Here is a 21,306-nt window from a genome sequence, read left to right on the forward strand (position 1 = left end):
CACCCTGGTGGAGCTACTTGAGAAAGGATGGGTTGGCATGCCTCGTGAGACCAAGTCCGTTCCAGATTGGAAGCAGGATGAATGGCTCGAACAATTGATGGATCAATACGGAAACCGGTTGACGAATCTTGCGTTCAGTTACCTCAAAGATTGGGGTCGGGCGCAAGAAGTCGTCCAAGATGTTTTCGTGACGTGTTTTCAGCGAGCACATCAACTGGAAGAAATTCGTTCTATAGAAGCTTGGCTGTATCGGATTACCATTAATCGATGTAAAGACGTGTTAAAAAGTTCGTGGTTTAAGCGTGTGATTGTAGGGAGTACACTTTTTCAGTTTCTTCGATCTAAGGAGCCAACTCCACAGGATTACATGCTTCAAAACAGTGAAGATGAACAGCTGGCACAATGCGTGCTCGCACTTCCACTTACGTATCGAGAAATCATTTTACTCTATTACTACGAGGACCTGACCGTACCCGAAATTAGCGAACTGCTGAACGTCAACCAAAATACTCTTCGGACTCGGTTAAAAAGGGGCCGAGAAAAATTAGCGCAACTGCTGGAAGGCGGAGATCCGAATGAAAAATAAGGAGAAAAAAATTCGTCCTGCTTTAGATAAAACCGTATTTCATAAAGACTCATTTACCCAACAGGACAAACAAACTGTCCGACGAAAAATTCAACGCACACAACGCCCATCCCGATTCGTTCCCGCTATTGTTGGTACACTGTTTGCTGTATCCTTAGTTTTCATTGGAATATTTTTAATGAACACTAAGCTGATGGATTCTGCAAAACAAAATGGCTTATCTAATGAAGATATGAATAATACAGGGGCGTTCACGATAGCAAACCTTTCTGCAGGACCTTTTCTTACCAATGAAACCTATTACATTGTCCTGCCAATAACCTGGAATGGGAATAGTACAGCAACTATTAAAGAGGTTGAATTGTTTAAAGAGAATCAGCAAACCCTTCAAACATCCGATGGAATTTCTTATACATTCTACGGTGGTGACGCAGCAAAAAGGCCTGGTGTTTATGCGCGGGACCAGATTGGTGAAATTTCTGATATTCATGGCGTTGAGATTGAAAAAGAAAGCAGTTTAATTTTAGAAGTTTCACTGAGAATTGTAGTTCCTGATAAATCCCGGACCATTAAGATTCGTTATTCCGTGGACGGTGAAGACAAAGAACAGAACCTTACAACAGGCGTGGTCCAAGGATTGGAAACATTGCCTGAAGATACGTCTAGTGAATTGGGTTCCATTGAGTTGAACACTGCAGAACAGAATGTATATACTGCATTTGAAAAAGATTTAGATACTCAACATTTAGTTGGATTATCGCCTATGAGCGTTGCAAAACTTTACATCCAAGCCTCTTATCTAGAAGATCACGAGGTAGTCTATGCACTTTACACAGACCGCAAAGAATACACTCAATGGAGTGAAAAGGAAGACCGAGCGATTCCGGATTCTGACCGCGGCACACGGGAACAATTGACCCAGCAGTTTCGAAACTTTGAACAGGGGCGTTTTCTTCAGACGAGTAAGATTGAAGGCTATATTGAATACTATCCAAACAGCAACAACGAACCACCTTCTGGATTTCAATTGATCAAAAACAAAGACGGCATTTGGCAAGTTGCATTCATGCCGATTCAGTAACAGAGAAAACCAGTGGATTGTTACGAAAGAGCTCTATGCTCATCGTCCAATCCACTGGTTTTTAGTTATCTATTAGCTATTCAGACTACGTAGCTGTCGGGACAACTCAAAAAACAGCTGATCTAGTTTGCTGTATTCTGGATTCCCCGGTGTCATCAGACTCAATTTTCCTAATACCGCCTGTAATTCTGTTTCAAGACGAAGCTTTTCTTGTTCTGATGAAGGAATGGGGGCAGAAGGCTCTCTACCTTCCCACTCCACTAAACTATACGGTACTTTACGAACGGTTCCATTTTCAAATAGCAGCAATCCACCTGCCATTCGCTCCGTAAAATATCGATCGTGTGATGCGAATAGCAACGTTCCTGGGTAGGTCTCCAACGTCCGCTCCAGTTCTTCACGTGATGGAAGATCCAAATGATTTGTCGGTTCATCGAGCAATAGTACGTCTGTTTTTCTGCGAATGAAATCCAGCAACTTCACTTTCAACCGTTCACCTTGACTAAGTGCCCCGAGCGGCAGCTGCCATTGACCCGCCGTGAACCCTAAATTGGTCAACTGGATGCGAAGGAAACCTTGTTCCTCGTAAGATGGAGAATAAAAATATTCTGCCATCGTCAGTTCATCCGGTAAATCGAATGCGGTTTGGCGCAAGTATCCTAGCGTCATTCCCTCAGATAGCCAGACGTCCCCATCATAATCTAGTTCTCCTAAAAGCATGCGGAATAGAGTCGTTTTTCCTGAACCATTCGGTCCGAGCAGCGCAAGTCTCTCACCTGCTTGCACGGTAAACGAGGCACTCTTAAAAACCTGATTGGTTCCAAATGCTCTGCCTGCATCTTTCAACTCCAATATGCGCTTCCCTTTTTTCCTCAGTCCTTCCAGTTCAAACGAAACGGACGTTTCTGCAATAGGCATCTCCACTCGACTTTTTTTAAGTTCTGCTTCTAATCGCGTTCGCTTGGACTTAATTTGAACGTTCCGCTTTTTCACCTTCTTACGGTAATATTCTTTAGCTCCCATTGCACGGCCGCCTTTTTTCGTCGACATTGCGTGCCCTTTCGCAGACCATTTATCAAGCCGATCGATTTGTCCTTCGATCTCAGCAATATGCTCTTGCTGTTCATCGTAATGCTTTTGATGCACAATACGCTCGTGTTCTTTCTGCTTACGATAATCAGTGTAATTGCCTTCATAGACCGTCAGTTTGCCGTTTTCAATTTCAAAAACGAGATCGGCCAGATGGTCGATGAAATACCGGTCGTGGGAGACAAACAGCAATGTGCCTTCACGATCTTGAAGCGCTTGAATGAGTGTTTCCACACTTGCTGCGTCCAAATGATTGGTAGGTTCATCCAACAGCAAAATTTCACGGTTTTCAGCAAGCGTAGTTGTAAGCCGCATTTTGACTCGCTCTCCACCGCTTGCATGGGTATATTCTACCTCTTTCGGCACGTGCCAGTGACTGCGATTCTGAAGGAGTTCCGATTGTGTCCAGTCCACTGGCTCCTCTGTTTCAGCCTCTTGTTTGTAATATGAGATGGATGGTGTTCGACCAATCCAATCCATGCCCCCAAAAGAAGGTTCTCGTTCACCTGCCAGAATTGACAATAGAGTTGTTTTCCCAGCTCCGTTCGGACCGACAATTGCTATTTTAGTTCCTATTGGGATCTCAGCGCTGAGCTCGTTAAAAATACTCACATCCCCATATCTAGCAGATACCTTGTTCACTATTCCTCGTAACATCTACATTCCTCCAGTTGGGAGGGAACACAAAAAAGATCCCTCCGTAAATTAATCGGAAGGATCGGTCCTGTCAGCATCTCAAAAAAGCCTCAACTCTATTGATGAGCATCGTTATATCGACTCAGCAAAGGTTGATAGTGGCAATTATAAATGGACAGACCAATCCCGTTTTTCTACATAACGAATCATTCGTTTTGAGAATTCAGGAATTAGTTATCCATCAGCCACGCTCAACCCTTTCTGTCAGTTAGTCTGTTCATTATAACAAATATTGAATTGTTCGCAAGTTATTACAGTCACTATTTCCCGACAATTCTCAATTATTTCCCCGGAAATAATTTATATTTCGACAAGATATTTCCCGAAATTATGCGGAATAACGGATCAGTTTAAAGTAATTTATTACTTTCATTATTGCCAAGCAGACATTCCGCCTTTGACATTGATAACCTCCGTGAATCCTTGCTTTTTAAGTATTCCAGCTGCACGAGCACTACGCATCCCGCTTTGGCAAATCACATATGTTTCTTTATTTTTGTCCAGCTCATCTAACCTATTTCCTAAATCATTTAAGGGAATATTTTTAAATTCTTTTACATGACGACCTTGGTATTCTCCAGGTGTTCGTACGTCTACAAACTGCTTCGACTTGTCTTTCGTTAATGCTTTTACTTCAATCGTAGACATCGTTCGGATTCCTTTGGTTGGTTTCATACGCCACACAAAGAATGCCACTATTAGTAAGATTACGATCCAACTCATTTGTAATTCCTCCAATTGTTTTCTATCCCTCCAAATATACCTATACGGGTATTAAAAAGCAATGACTCTGCCCATAAAAAAACGCAGTACCCGATGGTCTGCGTTTGAAATAGGTTATCTCTTCTCGGAGAGTGCTAAAAAGAATGTCGCCACTGGTCCAAGTAATAGTGAAAGTAAGAACCAGTTAAGGCCCGATCGATTTTTTCCTTGTGCTAATACAGCATTGATCAATGCTAGTGTTCCCCATCCAACAAAATAGCTTTCATTCAATTTGAAAACCTCCCAATCCGTTCTGGACTTCTATCTATACTACGGATTGTGGGTTCATTCGGTTTCGTTTCCTTTAAGAAGTACCTTCATTTTTCCGAGCAATCCACTGACTCATAAGTAATAGCACGAAACCTACTAGTAAAGAGGCTAACCAGGGAAATTCAAAGGCAGGACCTCTCCCTTTAAAGAAGAAAGCAATCCCCATAAAGAGTCCGAATACCAGGACTCCAGATATTCCTCCAATAACTGCAAATTTCCAAGTACTTTTCTTCTCTTCAAATGCCGTTTTGTTCACCATGTTCATTAAAAGTAGCACACCAACCGCCGTCATCATGAGTACCGCTACGACCATAGCTGCTGTTGAAGCAAGATATATATGCTCATCCGCTGGTTTGATAAACGATAGTACGCCTAAAATAGCACCACGAGCTATGACCATCCAGCCTAATACGCTGAATATCAGCTGGATTCCAAATAACAGTTGGTTTTTCTTCTTCTCCTTAGGCATTTGTCCAATCACTTCGTCCGCATACGCTCTTGGATCTCCTCCGAATATTTCTTCTGCGCTTTTGCCGTCCTGTTGGCCTTCCAATAGATGTTCAAGCATTTCCATTAGTAGTTCCTCCGTTGCCCGTTCAGACAATAAAAATTTTGAACGGATGTAGACGAGGATGTTGGTATAGTACTGTTCGTTTTCCTCAGTTAATTGTTCACGTTTCTCATTATTCTCCTTTATTAATTCCTTAGTTGTCACCATGGTCAACCTCTCCTTTCAATAATGTAATTACCGGTTCCGCAAGTTTTTCCCACTCACTTCTAATGAGTTCCAATGCCTCTTTGCCATCTGTCGTTAACGTATAATATTTCCGTCTGGGTCCAGATTCAGATGCACGCATTTCACCTGAAATCCAACTGTTTTTCTGTAATCTCAGCAAAACCGGATAAATAGTACCTTCACTTACATCGTCAAGCCCGACTTTCTTCAGCTTGGTGGAAAGCTCATACCCATAGACTGTCTCCTTTTCAATTATGGCCAGAACACAGCCATCTAGAATCCCCTTAAGTAATTCACTTCTAACTGACATGAGACCACTCTCCATCCGGTATGTTGCCTAACAAGGTAGCTTCGCAAAAAAACAACTACCTTGTGACGCCAAGTAGTATTAGTGCTAGTATATTCCTGCTAAATTAATATGTCAACACGAATGTTCAGACAAGTGAATTCCAGTTCTGCGTTATATGATACGATAGCAGAAGGAGGGATTACCTATGAATCCGATCACATTCAAAGATATTTATAATGCTGGAGTTGTCGCTTCATCTTCTGATACATATACCCATTTTCACCTGCCCGATATGCCGCTTTATTATGACAGTAACTATATTGCATTTTTAAAAATGCCTACAGTCAGCGAGTTTCAAAAAGCAGAACATGCATTGAAAATCTACCATACTGCGCGAGGTCAGCATCATCTGAAATTCACATTCCCTCAGGATGAACCCATTCCAAAAGAACTAAATGCTTATTTAAACCGACATGATTATGATACTGGTTTTCTGGAATTATATATACTTGATCCGAAAGACTTTCCAGACGTCCCACCATCTTCAGCTATCCAAGTGACGCCTGTAACTATGAGCAATCTTGAAGATTTCCTCTATTTGCAGCGAACCATTGATGAGCAATTTGGGAAAGAGTTTGCAGCTCAAAAACAGCTGCAGCATAAAAAGAATTTCTCTGACCCTAATGTTGTACAGCTGGTTGCAAATTTTGATGATGAATTAGCCGGATCAGTGGATCTGATGGTTAATGAACATACTGTCGAAATTGATGGGTTACACGTATTAGAAAAAATGAGACATAAAGGCATTGGAAGTCAGTTGCAGCGATGGTTGATGGAACAGTATCCTGACAAACTAGTCATTCTAGTCGCTGACGGTGAAGATACGCCAAAAGACATGTACCTACGGCAAAATTATAAGTTCGCAGGCTACCAATATGAAACGGTAAAAGCATAACTGTCATTTCGTAAACGATTGTCTGTTCCATGCTAAACTAATGAAAGACAGTATTCTAAATAGGTCAGGACGTGAAGATCATTAAAAATCTCGCACAATCTATACAGACACAACTATTAGAAGCGATGTTGGATGGCAGTCGGGTAGCTACTTTAGTCACAGATCCATCTCAAGCGGATAATCCGATTATTTATGCGAATCGGACTTTCGAAACGATGACAGGATACCCATTAAACGAAACACTCGGCCAAAATTGTCGTTTTCTTCAAGGCACGGATACCGATCCACATGCCATCAAAAAACTTCGAGATGCAATTCATAACCAAGAGGCAATAATTCTCACGCTAAAAAACTATAGGAAAGATGGGTCTTTATTCTGGAACCGTCTTTCTGTAACGCCTGTCCAAATTGAGGGTCATTCTTTCTTCATCGGGACCCAAACCAATGTATCTGTTGAATACAGACAACGTGATGAATTAACTAATAAGGATTCAGAAATTGAACAACTCATGCTCCCCATCATGACGATTCAGGACAATTTAGCGGCCGTTTCTCTTATTGGCGAAATGAGTCCTCAGCGGTTTAACTTATTGACACAAAAACTTAGTGAATTTGTTCAAAAAAACGGAATGGATCATATCATTATCGACATAACGGGATTGTACTGGAATCATGAGTCTCCGCTAACTAGTTTATTAGCTGTCCAGGACGTGCTAAGACTCATGGGAGCCCAGCTTTATATCACAGGTATCTCTCCTAAAGTAGCACAGTCATTAATAGGATCAAGGGCATCTGATGAGCATCTCCAAACATTTTCAAGTATTCAGCAAGCAATTGCCCAAATCCATTAAACAAAAGATTCGAAAGCTTTTATTTCAGAAATGTCAGTAGTCATTAATTATCTCCATCTTCAATTAGGGAGGGCTCTATATGTTATCACGAAAGATCCTATCCGCATCTGTTTCAGGCGTGTTGGTCTTCATATTTCTTGGCTTCTTTATTCCTAATCCTTTCGGGGAAACAATCACGTCAGTACCCCATTATTTTAATTCCGTGGTCTTAAGTATTTTAGGTTATCTGTTTTACGGTACGCCGATTATATTTTTATACGGTATTGTATGTTCAATAATTAGTGAGAAGTCGGCAGTATTTATTAGCAAAAAAATTAAATCTGACAGGTCGTATTTATATATTTCAGGATTTCTCCACGCATGCTTTGGGTTCGTTTTTTCAGGATATGGACTCATCGCTTCGTTATTGTTTTTTGCTGTAGATCACTTTATTAAAAACAGAAAAATAACCGTTACACGTAAGCAACTAGTAACAGCTTTAGTGCTTCCAATAGCACTATATGTCCTCTGTTTGGGAACACTTGCAACCGCAGATTTCTTCTCAGGTGGGTGGAAAGACTTGCTCGTTTAAAATTGAACATGCAGGTTGCAAGCTAGCTAATAGCTGTGCTAGACTTTGAGACAATCGAATAATATTCCTTCGGGGCAGGGTGAAATTCCCTACCGGCGGTGATGAGCTTTTATGGCTCTTAGTCCGTGACCCGGATGCAATTTTGCAGACGGTGGATTTGGTGAAACTCCAAGGCCGACAGTTAAAGTCTGGATGGGAGAAGGAATGGTGCGTTTTTCAAATTTTTCTTTTGACTGGCGCTTATTTTGTCATGCTTACCCAGCCCCGCACATCTGTTGCGGGGCTTTTTTTGTTACATGAGGAATCTATGATTCAGGAGTGTTGTTATCGTTGGAAATTGAACACTATATGCAAATTGCTTTTTCACTTGCTCAAGGTGTGGCAGGTCAAACTTCTCCCAATCCACCCGTAGGTTCTGTAGTTGTGAACCATGGAAGGGTTGTCGGAATGGGGGCTCATTTGCGCGCTGGCGAACGTCATGCAGAACGGGTCGCTCTGGATATGGCAGGCAAAGAATCTGTTGGCGCGGATTTGTACGTCACTCTTGAACCCTGTTCGCATACTGGAAAAACTTCGCCATGCACAGAAGCGATTTTGCAAGCAGGCATCTCTCGTGTCTACATTTCGTCACTTGATCCGAATCCATTGGTTTCTGGATCTGGAATCCAACGACTTCGAGATTCAGGTGTTGAAGTACAAATCGAAGTCTGTACAGATTTAGCACGTGAATTGTACCAACCTTTTTTTCATTTCATTCAAACCAAACAACCTCATGTAACGTTGAAAACAGCTATGACATTAGACGGTAAAATAGCAGCATTTTCAGGACATAGTAAATGGGTGACAAGCGAGCAATCTCGGCTTGACGTCCATCGTCTTCGCCATGTTCATGATGCCATTTTGACCGGAAGTAAAACGATTCTTCACGACAATCCCCTTCTTACCACCAGATTGCCCCAAGGTGGACTTCACCCTATTCGAGTTATTTTAGATACACAATTATCTACCCCTGTTACGAGTCAGGTTATTCAAAACGCGGACGCCCCAACGTGGATTTTTTGTGGCAGCACGGCCTCAAAAGAACGCGAATTGAGTTTCTTACCGTATAATCACGTCGAAGTTTTTCGTATGAATGTGCCTGCCATTGCAGTGTCTGACGTACTAGAACAGCTTGGCGCGCGTGGCATTATGACCCTTCTTGTAGAAGGGGGATCCTCTGTAAATGCTTCTTTTTTACAAGCGGATGCTGTCGATCGGATCATTACGTACATGGCTCCAAGATTACTCGGCGGTGCAGATTCTCTCACACCAATCGGCGGGATAAATCCTGCATTGATGAGTGACGCAAAAGATTTTGTTTTTGTAACAACGGAACAGCTCGGACCAGATTTAAAGGTAACGGCTGTACCAAAAGGAAGTGATTCTTATGTTCACAGGAATCATTGAGGAAATTGGGATTGTACGAACAGTCCGTTCGTCAGGTCAATCGATGGAACTCACTGTGGCAGCTGCAGAAATACTGAAGGATGTTCGTTTAGGAGACAGTATCGCTGTTAACGGGACTTGTCTGACCGTTACATCATTTACAACGGGTCAGTTTACCGCAGACGTGATGCCTGAAACGTTTAGATCGACGTCGTTACATAACGCGAAAGCGGGTACTTCAGTAAATTTAGAACGTGCTCTTCGCGCGGATAGTCGTTTAGGCGGTCATTTTGTTTCCGGTCATGTCGACGGAATTGCGATTGTCCAAACGTGTCAGCACATCGAGAATTCGCTTGTCATGCATTTATCACTCCCTCCTGGAGGATTGAACTATGTGCTTCCTAAAGGCTCGATTTCACTTGAAGGGACGTCATTAACGATTTTTGACGTGACTGATGAAAGCATCTCGATTTCGCTTATCCCGCACACTCAAAAAACTACGGTTCTTGCGGAGCGTAAGCCCGGTGACCGCGTCAATGTGGAGTTTGATATGCTTGCAAAATACATGTTCAACATGCTGCAGCGACAAACTCCTTCCGATAAACGACCTTTGAACGAAGACTTTTTACAGCAAAACGGATTTTTATAAGGAAAGGGTGTTTGCTCATGTTTGATACGATCGAAGAAGCGATTCAAGACTTAAAACTCGGGAAACCGATTATTGTTGTGGATGATGAAAACCGTGAAAACGAAGGCGACTTCATCTGCTTAGCAGAACACGCAACCCCTGAAATGATCAATTTCATGGCAACGAAAGGACGCGGACTCATCTGTACGCCGATCACTGAATCGAAGGCGGCTCAACTCGGGCTCCCGATGATGACCTCGCACAATACGGACGCACACGGAACGGCATTCACAGTGAGTATCGATCATGCTGAATCCCATACAGGTATTAGTGCATTCGAACGTTCCGAAACGATTTTAAAAATGCTAGAGCAGCGAGCAACACCAAGTGACTTTAAGCAACCAGGTCACGTCTTTCCGCTGGTTGCACAAAATAACGGGGTGCTCAGCCGAGTAGGTCATACTGAAGCTTCCGTAGATTTAGCTAGACTTGCAGGAAGTGAACCTGCTGCGGTTATTTGCGAAATTATGAGCGAAGATGGTTCCATGGCTCGGGTTCCTGAGTTACGAAAACTTGCAGAATCAGAAGGATTGAAATTGATCAGCATCGAAGATCTCGTCCATTACCGCCATGCCAATGAAACACTCATTACGCGAGAAGCACAAGTCGAATTGCCGACGTCTCTTGGCCTTTTTAAGATGATTGGCTATACCGAAAAAGTGACTGGCAAAGAACACGTTGCTCTTGTTAAAGGGGATCTGACGAGCGCAGAACCTATACTTGTCAGAGTCCATTCTGAATGCTTAACCGGCGATACTTTCGGATCTTCCAGATGTGACTGTGGTCCACAGCTTCACGCAGCTTTGCAACAGATTGAAGACGGGGGGCGCGGAGTCTTGCTTTACATGCGTCAAGAAGGACGAGGAATCGGACTCATTAATAAGTTGAAAGCTTACGAATTGCAAGAGCAAGGACTAGATACTGTCGAAGCAAATGTGGCGCTAGGATTCCCTGACGACTTACGTGACTACGGAATCAGTGCACAAATCTTACAAGACTTAGGTATTACAGACATAAGATTGCTGACGAATAACCCAAGAAAGTTGGATGGATTAGTGGGGTATGGACTCACAATCACGGAACGTGTTCCAATCGAACTTCCCCCCATCCCTGAAAATAAACAATACTTGGAAACGAAAGTAGAAAAACTCGGTCATTTATTGACACTATAGGAGGCAGTCACAATGGGAACTGTATATGAAGGTCATTTAGTTGGTACAGGATTAAAAATCGGAATTGTAGTCGGTCGGTTTAATGAATTCATCACAAGCAAGCTGCTCTCTGCTGCACAAGATGCATGTAGACGCCACGGAGTTTCCGAAGAAGATATCGACCTAGCGTGGGTGCCGGGTGCTTTTGAGATTCCGATGATTGCTAAAAAGATGGCAGACTCTAGTAAATACGATGCCGTCATCACACTCGGCACCGTCATTCGTGGAGCAACCCCTCACTTTGACTATGTATGTAGTGAAACCGCTAAAGGTGTCGCAGCAGCTGGAATGCAAGCTGGTATTCCCGTGATCTTTGGCGTACTGACAACTGACTCTATTGAGCAATCGATTGAACGCGCAGGAACGAAAGCAGGCAACAAAGGCTGGGATGCAGCGGTCTCTGCAATTGAAATGGCGAACTTGAACAAGCAATTTTCATAAGGATATCTGCTAAATTCTTTCAAAGGTGGGTTAAGTTGTTCTGAAGTAGGATATAGGAATAACTAGCGGGATAAGTGCTTATGAAAATTGAGGCACTTATCCGCTACTTGCTGAAGGAGGAATTCACCGATGTCCATCATGTATACATCTAATAAGGATCAGTTGACGAAAGACAACATCCAACAATTATTTCTGTCTGTGGAATGGGAATCTGCTTCCTATCCTAATGATTTGTACAACGCTATTTTTAACTCCCACTCTGTCGTGACTGCATGGGACGGTGGCCGTCTGATTGGACTCGCCAATGCAATGTCTGATGGATCCATGGCTGTCTACTTCCATTACGTCCTTACAGACCCAGACTATCAAGGGCAAGGTGTAGGTAAAGAGATTATGAAGATGATGTTGGAGAAGTATCACGACATGCACACGAAAGTACTCGTTTCTTATCCAAAAGCGGTTGGATTTTATGAGTCTCTTGGCTTTGAACCAGAAGAAACCAGTACACCGATGTATGTATTCTCAAACTAGCTCTATTCATAATTAATTAATAAAAAACGCATCCCAATAGAATCGGGATGCGTTTTTTCATTTTGTGAAATCTATTTTTTTCGCTAAAGCGAGCATGATACTACCGCCGACGGTCATTGACACGAGTTCACCTGCACCTACCGTGAACCACGTGATCCAAAACGGTGCACCGTATAATAAGGTCAATTGTCCTGCGACGGTGAACATGGAAACGGCAAAAATCACGGCAGTCCAGACAAATTTCATTTTGTCTGACTTCAGCTTTTTCGTAGCAGCCCGGCTAATGAGCAGTACGAGAAACGTGGCTACTCCACCAATCGGTACGTCCAGGAACCAAGTTGGCGAGAAAAAGTTCGCAAGCACTACTCCCGCTGTCACAGCGATGATATATCGCTTATGGAACAAGGCCAAGTAGTTGAACATCTCCGACAGCCTTAACTGGACCGCACCGAAGCTGATGACTGCAAGCGTGAGTGTGACAGCGACATAAAGTCCTGCCACTACCGCCATTTTCGCAAGCTCTCCGACCGCAATCCGCGGACGCTCTTTTGCGAGTAACGTCATATATAGTCCTCCTTTATAAAACAGCGAAACTGCTGTTTTAGTAATAACTGCGACCAAAGGAAGATGAAGCCGATTGCTCCGTCAAAAAGTGCCGCAGTGCAGGCAAAAAGTCTGCTTTCCTAGTATAGCAGAATTCATCCATGCTGAGAATGATTACTTCGCCGTCCAGCCACCATCGATCGGAATGACTGTTCCATGGATATAATCTGAAGCAGCTCCGGCTAAGTAGAGCGTCAACTTCGCGACTTCTTCTGGTTGCGCCCAGCGACCCGCAGGTGTTTCTTCTGCAACCCACTCAGCTGTTTTCCCATCACCTGCAAAATCAGCCGCATTCATCGGTGTTTGAATCGCACCCGGTGCAATCGCATTTGCTCGGATTCCTTCTCGACAATAATCGAGATCGACTTGCTTTGTATACCCGACAACCGCATGTTTCGAAGCAGTATATGCCGCTCCCCCGCCGCCACCAACGAGTCCTGCAACGGAAGCCATATTCACCAGTACTCCTGATTTCTTCGCGAGCATATGCGGCAAAATTGCATTCGTTACGAAAAACATCCCTTTTACGTTGGTGTTCATAATACGATCCCACAGTGCTTCATCGGTGTCTAACGTTTTTGCATATCCATCAAGCACACCAGCTGTATTGCACAGAATGTCAATATGTCCAAAAGCATCAATTGCTTGGTGTACTGCTTCTGTAACATCAGTCTGGTTACTCACACTCCCTTTGCTATATCGGAAGTGTACTGTATGTGCGCTTTCTAGCTTCTCCAGCCCAGCTTGATCGACGTCTAAGCCGTAGACCGATGCACCCTTCTCTAGAAATGCATTGGCTTGGGCGAACCCGATTCCTGAAGCTACCCCTGTGATGAATACCGTTTTCCCTGCAAATTCACTTTGAGACATCTTGAATTCCTCCATTCAAAAAGCCCATGAATGCTCATGAGCTTTTGTGTTTATTTAGTTTACAATCGACCAGTCTTCTGCTAACAAATCGCATACCGTCGGTGTAAACATCGTGTAGCCTTCCCCTGTTACGTTAATGACGAAATATGGATTCATCTTTTCCCCATCCAATGATTCGGCTTCAACCAGTTTCACGTATAGCTCTGCGCCGCCCCAACCATTCCGAATGACTTTGTCTCCTGCTTTTAGTCTCGGTAAAACTTCTTCAAATGTCATCATGTATCCATCCTCTCGAAATTATGATTCACTTTCTGTTTTCGACTCTGTACAACCACCATTCGCTTTCACCCATGTCAAAATGGATCGGATGATCGGATCGAATGCAATCCCTTGTTCCGTTAACTCATATTCGACTTTACGGGATGACGGTAACGTTCGTTTCACCACAAAACCATGTGCTTCCAATTCTTTCAATCGCTCTGTTAGCAAGCGATCAGAAATGCCATCGATTTCCGTCGCTAATTCATGATAACGCTTCGGTCCGTCCAGTAGATGATAAATGATTATGCCCATCCACCGTTTCCCTATAAACTCAATTGTTGCGTGAAAACTATCGCACGCTACTTGTCCATTTTGTTGCGTAGATTGAATAAGTTCGTCGGTTTTTTTCATCATCAAAACCCCTATTCTTTAGTTATTCCCACTCTACCACAGACATAGTTGACAAACAAGCTTACCAATAGTAAGCTGAATTACGTACTTACTAAAGGTAAGTTGAATTCAAATGAATCCACAAAGGAGTTTTTCACATGACAGAACTATTTGCACCCCTATCAGAAGTCATTCACGCTCGTAAATCCGTTCGTAAATTCGATTCGGAATATCAGATTGCACCTGAAGTTATCGAAGATATGCTACAAGAAGCAACACTTGCTCCTTCTTCAAGTAACTTACAACCTTGGCGTTTCATCGTCATCCAAGACGAAGAAGCTAAAAAGAAAATTAAAGAGTTCTCATTCAACCAAGAGCAAATGGAAACGTCTTCGGCCATCATCGCTGTGATCGGTGACACAGAAATGTACCACAATATCGATGAGATCTATTTATCAAACTTGAAGGCAGGCAACATCGACGAAGTAAATGTCCAACGACAAATTGATAATGCAAAAGCACTTTATCCCAACGCGCCAACAGACGCACGTTTAACGATTGCTGCGTTTGATGCTGGACTTGTGTCGATGCAATTGATGTTGATTGCCAAAGCGAAAGGCTACGACACAGTCCCAATGGGCGGTTTCGATAAAGCTCAATTTGCCAAAGAGTTTAACTTGGAAGAACGTTACGTTCCACTCGTGCTGATTGCGCTTGGTAAAGCCGCTGCTCCTGCATATGGCTCGACGCGTCTGCCTCTTGAGAAAATTACAACATTTGTATAAGTGTTAGAGAAAACGCACCCTCCAAATGGGTGTGTTTTTTGTTTTGCTCTGAATTTGCAGTGGATTCATTTAGATAGTAGCGAAAGCGCGCCCATTAATAGGTTTCACCAGTTAAATTGTTCCTCGATTCCGTTTAATTCCACCCACATTAAAAACTACCCACTCCGTCAATCAACGATGTGGGCAGTAAGAATTCATTGACTACCTTCTTCAACCGTTAAATTTCTAACGTACTGACGATCACGCTCGCTAACACTCAGTCTATGCATATGCTTTCTGAATGCACTCATGATAAACGCATGCATATTTGCTTGCGTGACGTAGTATACAAACCACGGAAGCGATGGCAAGTAGTCGTGAATTGCGATGATGGCTTCACTAGCTCCAGGTATTTTACGGAACTCCATTCGTCCCCTCTCATTGGCTTGGTCGTCCAGCAAGAATCCGCCTGTTATGTAATACAACGCGCGGTCTTCTGTGCTGCGTTCACCGGAATACGATAATTCCAGCAGCGTACGATTACCTATGAATCCTATTTTACAATTTAAATCACTATCTACCGTTGTATGTACCCACGGGTTTAAGAACGTCTCTAACCATTTTACGTAATAACGTGCAGCCTCATCTGCCGTCCATCCATGTGGCAATTTAATCCTTTGAACCGAGCGGACGTCTTGTTTTAAGGGTCCCAATGTTGGCATTAGTGGCGTTGCTATCTTTTTTTTCTTAGCCTCTTCATCTAAGGCGATTTGCGCCGCTACCTGAAACGGGGTTTGCCCATCACTAATGCCTTCTACTGTATGACTTTTATGGACGACCATCGGATGCTTCAAGCTTTCTACAAGTGGATACACCATCTCTTTTGGAGTATTCGTGACAAGTCTAAGCCATAATCTTGAAAGGGTTAGTGAGAAAAATGGCACGTCGAGCATCTTCGGGGTTTTACCCATCACATTCGCCGTCGCCTTCATCATCGTTCGATAAGTCATCACATCCGGACCTCCAATGTCTATTGAACGATCTTTCAAGTCAAAGTCCATAATGATGGAGGTCAACGCCGTTAACACATCTTTCAGTGCAACTGGCTGAGTTTTTGTGCTCGTCCACTTCGGCAAGATCATAATTGGAAGTCGTTTCACAAGCTTTGACAGGATGGGAAACGAAGAACCTTTTGGTCCGACTATCAAACCAGCTCGAAGTGCAGTCACGGGTACATCATAGGCGCGCAAAATTCGTTCTACTTCTAAACGGCTTCTTAAGTGCTGGGAGAGTTCGGATTCGTGTTCCTCAGGAATGATTCCACTCAAATAGACGATTTGCTGAATACCTTGACGTTTTGCAGCTTGTGCAAAGTTATCCGCCAAAATTACGTCCATATCTTCAAAATTGCCTTGTGTCAGCTTTGCAGATTTCATCATTGAATGGACTAGATAGACTGCAATGTCTGCACCTTCTAACCCTTTTTCTGCATCCTTCATTGAAAACAAATCACACGATCGCCACTTCACATCTTCAGTATCTTTACGTCTTCCGCCGTTTCGGGATAATCCAATGACCGTTGCTTTCCCTTTTAAACAACCTAGCAAGTTATGGCCAATATATCCGCTTGCTCCAGCTATCGCTACCACTGGCTTTCTTTCTGCCATTCCATCCGCCTCCTATGGTCTGTCACTCTATCCTTCTCTACCCTTGCACTCTTTTACCTAAGCCCTCATCTTTCTTCTGTCTAACTTGCAAGAATTTCCATAATAAATGATTGAAAACTCCCCCGTCTATGCGTATACTCAATTCATTACAAGAAGGGGTGTTTCAATGGAAATAGTAAACTTTAACGACCCATTAGTATTTGCCGCCAAAGCAGAACAGACTTTATCAGAAGGCGAAGATGTTTTCAGTCTGTTCAATGGAGTATTGCAAGCCATTAAAGCAGGCATGGTGGAAGAACCGTTCATGGCAACTGCAGAGCTAGAAGGCCATGTAATCGCATTGTTCCAAATGACGCCACCTTTTCCGCTCAACATGATTTTCACGGATGAACAGCATATGGATTCGGCAATCGATGGTTTGACTAATTACTTACTTTCTAACAATATACCTCTTCCTTCCATCATCAGTTTAAAACCTTGGGCGGAGCGATTCGCCGATAGCTGGACCGCCAAGACCCAACAACCCTCCAAAATCATTATGGATCAAGGGTTATATCGGTTGGATAAAGTGGATGAAACCCTTGAGAAAAGTCCTGGAACACGCAGGCTTGCCAAAGAGTCAGACAAGCCATTACTTGAAAAATGGCATCTCGGATTTATAGAAGATACCAAAATGCCCGAAGTGACTCCTGAACAATCTACTGAGTGGGTAGCTCGCACTATTGAACGTCAGGAAATTGTGCTGTGGGAAGACAACGGAATTCCTGTCGCGTGTGCAAAACACGCAAGGCCTACTCAAAACAGCATTACCGTGTCCTTCGTCTATACACCATCTGAACACCGTAGAAAAGGCTATGCACGGACCCTCGTTGCAGACTTTTCTGCGGAATTATTAAAACAATACCAATTTTGCATCCTCTACACAGACATGCTGAACCCAACTTCCAACAAGATTTATCAGGAAATCGGATACCGAAAGATTGCGGATTCTGTTCAGTTGGGGTTTGAAGTGAGGGATTAAATTAAATTGGTGCTTTGAAGTTAGATATTAAGTAAGTATATGGTGGTGATCTTAATTTATTAGGTTCTTCTCTGGAATTGATGGTTGTTCGGTGAATCGGGCGGGTTGAGCGCCTAAACGAGCGGGTCGCTGTCTCAATCGGGCGGGTTGAGCGCCTAAACGAGCGGGTCGCTGTCCCAATCGGGCGGGTTGAGCGCACAAACGAGCGGGTCGCTGTCCGGATCTAGCACTTATCGTAACTTATTACCTCACACTATCAATCTGACCCCTTCATTTTATTCAATATTGATACTTCCTATTAGATCAGTGCTTTGCTAAAGTTTAGCAATACTGCAGCAATCGCAGAAATGATGAGGAGGTCGTAAATAATAAAAGCTGTTGTTCCAACTATTAAAACTCAATCTAGTACGTTTGATATGGTTTTATCCGCTATGGGAATCGCACTTGTATTTGTTGCTACTCTATTATTGAATATCAAATTGCCGATTACCGCCAATGGGGGGGCTTGTGCATCTGGGTACAGGGATGCTCTTTGTCTTCTCTATTTTGTTTGGACCTAAAAAAGGGGCGATTGCAGGAGCATATGGAATGGGCCTCTTCGACCTAGTGTCCGGGTGGACGTTATGGGCAACCATCAGCCTAATAGCTCGAGGTTTACAAGGATACGTTGTCGGCAAGATCGCTTGGTCAAATGGGCGTAAAGGAACTAGTACGACAGTTAACGTGATCGCTATGACAGTTTCCATCCCTGTGATGCTCGTTGGCTATTATTTCGGGGAAAGCATTATCTATAAAAGCTGGGCGGTTCCCCTCGCTTCAATTCCTGGAAACCTTGTACAAAGTGCAGTTGGAATCGCTATAGCAATTCCTGTGTGTGTTCTACTTAAGAAAACCACCCTGTTTAAATAACCTACTACATGCCAAGTTCCTTTTGAATCGGAACTTGGCTTTTTAGTTTGAATAATGGGAACCCTTTTGGCTTGCTAACGTATTAGTACAAACAATTTGTGAAGGACGGTTTTCTACTTGAAGAAAAAACACGGATGGGATTTCACATATGTTGTGCTAATTCTCTTAATCGCTCTTGGTATATATAGCGCTATGCATCATCCATTGAAGTATGAAGTAGTCAATTCATCAAAACTGCCAGATCATGTACAACAAGGCTTGAGGGAATCACCAAGTCATGAAGCATTCAGTACATATCACCATGGGGACCATACGTACATCGTGTATCACTTGAATGAGCCGAACTCTTACAGCACCCTCCATCTCAAAGCACACAAACGGCTCAGTCAACCAATTATTACAGCTACTATCAATCATGCCGTAGATGATCCGCTTGTTGAAAGTGAAAAAGCTATCAAATTAAAAGGTCTTAGTAAAAAAGAATTAGAATTCCAAGTAGTAGACAAGCGCTGAGGACATAAAAAAATTCTTCTACAATACAGCACCTCAAACGGTTGTCCGCCTTCGAATAATTCTTTAAAAAACTTGTGTTAACTCTAGTTCACTCAACGACTTCACTGAAGGTATGGTGAAGGGATATCACACTTTTCGTTCTTCATTTAGAAGTGTAATCTCTTTAAAAAACATGGTAGAACTCCTTTCCTTTGACGATAGTTGCCCTGAAAACCTGGAACAAAAAATAAGGTAATGAACAGGACACTTTTCCTGACAGCAGGAAGCAATCGGAAAAGGTTCGAAGTCATAATACCTTTCTTAGGACCAAAAAATAAACCTGCATAGCTTATTTCGCTATGCAGGTTTATTACGCAAGTTCACTTTAACTCCATTAAAGCTTAAACTTCCCTACCAACTCATTCAATTCTAACGCAAGTTGGGAAAGGTCTTTTGACTTTTCTGCGACTTCTTCCATCGTGTTGCCGATTTGTTGTGAGGCGGCAGAAGATTGTTCAATCCCAGCAGCAGACTCCTCAGAAATTGCAGCAATTTCTTGAATAGAATCTGTCATGTTTTGGCTGCTTGAAACAATTTCTGAAAGGTTATTAGAAACGTTGCCAATGTTAGTGACCATCTCCGTTAACTCATGACTAATTTGGTTAAACGTATGTCCAGTCGTCAAAATTTGTTCGGTACCTTGTTCCACTTCCTGATAACCTTCTTGCAAAGACGCAACGACACTTGAAGATTCACTTTGTATTTGATGAACAATTTCTGTAATGTCAGTAACCGATGAAGATGATTGCTCAGCTAGTTTCCTAACTTCATCAGCAACAACTGCAAATCCTTTTCCGTGCTCACCCGCCCGTGCAGCTTCAATTGCTGCGTTTAGTGCAAGAAGGTTTGTTTGGTCAGCAAGACTTTGGATCACGGAAACTAGTGCGGAAATCCTTTGTGAATGTACATCCAACCCTTCAACCTTCTGCACGGCATTTAGAACGATCTGATCAATCTTAGTCATTTGTGTGGTAGACGATACCATTAATTGACTTCCTTTTTCCGTCATGTCAAGAACACCCGCAGAAGTTTCTTGAACATGTTGTCCGTTATTATTGGCTTCATTTATTTTTGAAGTAAATGAATCCATCAATCCTGACAAATCGCTCGCGCTGTTCGCTTGGTTTTCTGCTCCTGAAGATAGTTCTTGCATAGTAGATGACATCTGACTAGACCCTTCTCGCACTTCATGAGCTGTACTCGTGAGTTCTTCACTTTGGACCGAGACAATATCAGATAACCGATTAATGTTATGAAGCAAGCCTCGTGTTGTTTCCTGCATCTCATTCGTCGCAAGCACAAGTGCTCCTAGTTCATCCTTCGAGTGCGTAATTAGTGGATCCATACTTAAATCCCCTTGGGCAATCAATTGCATTCTACCCTTTACCGCATTTAGAGGTTTTGTGATGATTCGTGAAGTAATTAACGAAGCAATTACACTAAGGATAATTACAATTAGTGTGACTACAACTATGACCGTGAGCGTTGTCTTTCCACTTTTTATAACGCCTTGTCCCAACTCATTAATTTGGTCCTCCCCAACTAATGCCCAATGGCTAAATGTTTCAATCGATTCTTCACCAATTGAATCCAGTTCAGCTAAATTACTCAATGCCTGCTTTTCATTTCCTTTATCATACTCACCGAACACGTCCTGAATAATACTTGCACGCCATTCTGCCGCCAGATCCACACCAGTCGAGTCAAAGTGTTCTTCTCCCAACACTTTTTTCATATGATCAGCGTAATGAACACCGTGATCACTAAACTCATCAAACTGATTTTTATATTTAGAGTCCCCTGTTAACAAATAGCTATTTGTCACCCGTAGGCCATTCGCCATGGAGTTTGCTATTTGTGTATTTGAAATCAGCAATTGAACTTGTTCATCAATGATATTTTCAGTCTCTAAATTAACTTTTCTCACAGACTGGTAATTGTATATACCTAATGCGGTTACAAGTATGATAACTGTCAAAAACCCCATCAACATCTTCCACTTAATACTTTTGAATTTCAAAGATGACACATCGATTCACCTCTTCTAATTTGATATATGTTGTAGTAGTAATATCATACTACTTATT

Annotated in this window: 24 protein-coding genes, 1 pseudogene and 1 riboswitch; of the genes and pseudogenes, 14 read left to right on the plus strand and 11 right to left on the minus strand. The window is 42.7% G+C overall.

Annotated features, from left to right (window positions below; all coding sequences use genetic code 11):
• The first annotated feature begins 37 nt into the window (after nucleotides 1–37).
• Both DVB69_RS08900 and DVB69_RS08905 read left to right on the plus strand, forming a co-directional pair.
• The gene (locus DVB69_RS08900) at nucleotides 38–586 is read left to right on the plus strand and encodes a sigma-70 family RNA polymerase sigma factor (protein WP_116018656.1); all 549 of its coding nucleotides are present in this window, start codon (nucleotides 38–40) and stop codon (nucleotides 584–586) included.
• Nucleotides 576–1,667, plus strand: coding sequence for a hypothetical protein (locus DVB69_RS08905; protein WP_116018657.1), 1,092 nt, complete (start codon nucleotides 576–578; stop codon nucleotides 1,665–1,667). Before DVB69_RS08900 ends, DVB69_RS08905 begins: the two co-directional genes overlap by 11 nt.
• Before the next feature lie 72 nt (nucleotides 1,668–1,739).
• On the opposite strand, the gene abc-f is transcribed toward DVB69_RS08905, so the two are convergent.
• From abc-f to DVB69_RS08925, 5 genes are all read right to left on the minus strand, one after another.
• Nucleotides 1,740–3,413 (minus strand): ribosomal protection-like ABC-F family protein, encoded by a 1,674-nt coding sequence (gene abc-f, locus DVB69_RS08910; protein WP_116018658.1) that lies wholly within the window; start codon nucleotides 3,411–3,413, stop codon nucleotides 1,740–1,742.
• Between the two features lie 411 nt (nucleotides 3,414–3,824).
• The gene (locus tag DVB69_RS08915) at nucleotides 3,825–4,175 is read right to left on the minus strand and encodes a rhodanese-like domain-containing protein (RefSeq protein WP_116018659.1); all 351 of its coding nucleotides are present in this window, start codon (nucleotides 4,173–4,175) and stop codon (nucleotides 3,825–3,827) included.
• Between the two features lie 114 nt (nucleotides 4,176–4,289).
• Nucleotides 4,290–4,445, minus strand: coding sequence for a hypothetical protein (locus DVB69_RS17690; protein WP_199562830.1), 156 nt, complete (start codon nucleotides 4,443–4,445; stop codon nucleotides 4,290–4,292).
• 73 nt (nucleotides 4,446–4,518) lie between these two features.
• Nucleotides 4,519–5,202, minus strand: a complete 684-nt coding sequence (locus DVB69_RS08920) for a DUF1129 family protein (protein WP_116018660.1) — start codon at nucleotides 5,200–5,202, stop codon at nucleotides 4,519–4,521.
• A complete protein-coding gene (locus DVB69_RS08925; RefSeq protein WP_116018661.1) occupies nucleotides 5,189–5,530 on the minus strand; it encodes a PadR family transcriptional regulator in 342 nt (113 codons plus the stop codon). Before DVB69_RS08925 ends, DVB69_RS08920 begins: the two co-directional genes overlap by 14 nt.
• A 184-nt stretch (nucleotides 5,531–5,714) precedes the next feature.
• Here DVB69_RS08925 and DVB69_RS08930 point away from each other — a divergent pair, with 184 nt between their 5' ends.
• The 8 genes from DVB69_RS08930 to DVB69_RS08965 all read left to right on the plus strand — a co-directional run bounded on the left by DVB69_RS08930 (nucleotide 5,715) and on the right by DVB69_RS08965 (nucleotide 12,182).
• Nucleotides 5,715–6,464 carry a GNAT family N-acetyltransferase gene (locus DVB69_RS08930; protein ID WP_116018662.1) on the plus strand — a complete coding sequence of 250 codons (750 nt, stop codon included), beginning with the start codon at nucleotides 5,715–5,717 and terminating at the stop codon, nucleotides 6,462–6,464.
• 71 nt (nucleotides 6,465–6,535) lie between these two features.
• Nucleotides 6,536–7,315, plus strand: a complete 780-nt coding sequence (gene ytvA, locus DVB69_RS08935) for a YtvA family blue-light photoreceptor (protein ID WP_233505358.1) — start codon at nucleotides 6,536–6,538, stop codon at nucleotides 7,313–7,315.
• A 79-nt stretch (nucleotides 7,316–7,394) separates the two neighbouring features.
• The gene (locus DVB69_RS08940; RefSeq protein WP_116018663.1) at nucleotides 7,395–7,886 is read left to right on the plus strand and encodes a hypothetical protein; all 492 of its coding nucleotides are present in this window, start codon (nucleotides 7,395–7,397) and stop codon (nucleotides 7,884–7,886) included.
• A gap of 61 nt (nucleotides 7,887–7,947) precedes the next feature.
• Nucleotides 7,948–8,094: riboswitch (FMN riboswitch) on the plus strand.
• A gap of 122 nt (nucleotides 8,095–8,216) precedes the next feature.
• Nucleotides 8,217–9,332 (plus strand): bifunctional diaminohydroxyphosphoribosylaminopyrimidine deaminase/5-amino-6-(5-phosphoribosylamino)uracil reductase RibD, encoded by a 1,116-nt coding sequence (gene ribD / locus DVB69_RS08945; protein ID WP_116018665.1) that lies wholly within the window; start codon nucleotides 8,217–8,219, stop codon nucleotides 9,330–9,332.
• On the plus strand, nucleotides 9,313–9,960 hold the full coding sequence (ribE, locus tag DVB69_RS08950) for a riboflavin synthase (protein WP_116018667.1): 648 nt from the start codon (nucleotides 9,313–9,315) through the stop codon (nucleotides 9,958–9,960). The genes ribD and ribE overlap by 20 nt, the downstream gene beginning before the upstream one ends.
• Nucleotides 9,961–9,977: 17 nt before the next feature.
• Nucleotides 9,978–11,171 (plus strand): bifunctional 3,4-dihydroxy-2-butanone-4-phosphate synthase/GTP cyclohydrolase II, encoded by a 1,194-nt coding sequence (locus tag DVB69_RS08955; RefSeq protein ID WP_116018669.1) that lies wholly within the window; start codon nucleotides 9,978–9,980, stop codon nucleotides 11,169–11,171.
• Between the two features lie 12 nt (nucleotides 11,172–11,183).
• Nucleotides 11,184–11,651 (plus strand): 6,7-dimethyl-8-ribityllumazine synthase, encoded by a 468-nt coding sequence (gene ribH / locus DVB69_RS08960; RefSeq protein ID WP_116018671.1) that lies wholly within the window; start codon nucleotides 11,184–11,186, stop codon nucleotides 11,649–11,651.
• A 129-nt stretch (nucleotides 11,652–11,780) separates the two neighbouring features.
• Entirely contained in the window at nucleotides 11,781–12,182 is a 402-nt protein-coding gene (locus DVB69_RS08965; RefSeq protein ID WP_116018673.1) for a GNAT family N-acetyltransferase, read from the plus strand.
• Between the two features lie 57 nt (nucleotides 12,183–12,239).
• Here the strand turns inward: DVB69_RS08965 and DVB69_RS08970 are convergent, their stop codons facing one another.
• The 4 genes from DVB69_RS08970 to DVB69_RS08985 form a co-directional block, all read right to left on the minus strand.
• Nucleotides 12,240–12,746, minus strand: coding sequence for a QueT transporter family protein (locus DVB69_RS08970; protein WP_233505359.1), 507 nt, complete (start codon nucleotides 12,744–12,746; stop codon nucleotides 12,240–12,242).
• A 153-nt stretch (nucleotides 12,747–12,899) separates the two neighbouring features.
• Complete coding sequence (locus tag DVB69_RS08975; protein ID WP_116018675.1) at nucleotides 12,900–13,655, minus strand: 3-oxoacyl-ACP reductase; 756 nt, start codon at nucleotides 13,653–13,655, stop codon at nucleotides 12,900–12,902.
• Between the two features lie 54 nt (nucleotides 13,656–13,709).
• Complete coding sequence (locus DVB69_RS08980; protein ID WP_116018855.1) at nucleotides 13,710–13,931, minus strand: DUF2829 domain-containing protein; 222 nt, start codon at nucleotides 13,929–13,931, stop codon at nucleotides 13,710–13,712.
• A gap of 21 nt (nucleotides 13,932–13,952) precedes the next feature.
• On the minus strand, nucleotides 13,953–14,327 hold the full coding sequence (locus DVB69_RS08985; RefSeq protein ID WP_116018677.1) for a winged helix-turn-helix transcriptional regulator: 375 nt from the start codon (nucleotides 14,325–14,327) through the stop codon (nucleotides 13,953–13,955).
• A gap of 137 nt (nucleotides 14,328–14,464) precedes the next feature.
• Here DVB69_RS08985 and DVB69_RS08990 point away from each other — a divergent pair, with 137 nt between their 5' ends.
• Nucleotides 14,465–15,091, plus strand: coding sequence for a nitroreductase family protein (locus tag DVB69_RS08990; RefSeq protein ID WP_116018679.1), 627 nt, complete (start codon nucleotides 14,465–14,467; stop codon nucleotides 15,089–15,091).
• Between the two features lie 194 nt (nucleotides 15,092–15,285).
• Here DVB69_RS08990 and DVB69_RS08995 read toward each other — a convergent pair whose 3' ends face one another.
• Nucleotides 15,286–16,737 carry an NAD(P)H-binding protein gene (locus tag DVB69_RS08995; RefSeq protein ID WP_116018681.1) on the minus strand — a complete coding sequence of 484 codons (1,452 nt, stop codon included), beginning with the start codon at nucleotides 16,735–16,737 and terminating at the stop codon, nucleotides 15,286–15,288.
• 166 nt (nucleotides 16,738–16,903) lie between these two features.
• On the opposite strand from DVB69_RS08995, the gene DVB69_RS09000 reads away from it, so the two are divergent.
• The 3 genes and pseudogenes from DVB69_RS09000 (at nucleotide 16,904) to DVB69_RS09010 (ending at nucleotide 19,180) form a co-directional block, all read left to right on the plus strand.
• Nucleotides 16,904–17,758, plus strand: coding sequence for a GNAT family N-acetyltransferase (locus DVB69_RS09000; RefSeq protein ID WP_116018683.1), 855 nt, complete (start codon nucleotides 16,904–16,906; stop codon nucleotides 17,756–17,758).
• Between the two features lie 416 nt (nucleotides 17,759–18,174).
• Nucleotides 18,175–18,667: pseudogene (locus tag DVB69_RS09005) on the plus strand (ECF transporter S component).
• A 117-nt stretch (nucleotides 18,668–18,784) separates the two neighbouring features.
• A complete protein-coding gene (locus DVB69_RS09010; protein ID WP_116018685.1) occupies nucleotides 18,785–19,180 on the plus strand; it encodes a hypothetical protein in 396 nt (131 codons plus the stop codon).
• A gap of 373 nt (nucleotides 19,181–19,553) precedes the next feature.
• Here DVB69_RS09010 and DVB69_RS09015 read toward each other — a convergent pair whose 3' ends face one another.
• On the minus strand, nucleotides 19,554–21,206 hold the full coding sequence (locus DVB69_RS09015; protein ID WP_158541069.1) for a methyl-accepting chemotaxis protein: 1,653 nt from the start codon (nucleotides 21,204–21,206) through the stop codon (nucleotides 19,554–19,556).
• Nucleotides 21,207–21,306 lie beyond the last annotated feature (100 nt).

This window comes from Sporosarcina sp. BI001-red, from assembly GCF_003384035.1.
GTDB lineage: Bacteria > Bacillota > Bacilli > Bacillales_A > Planococcaceae > Sporosarcina.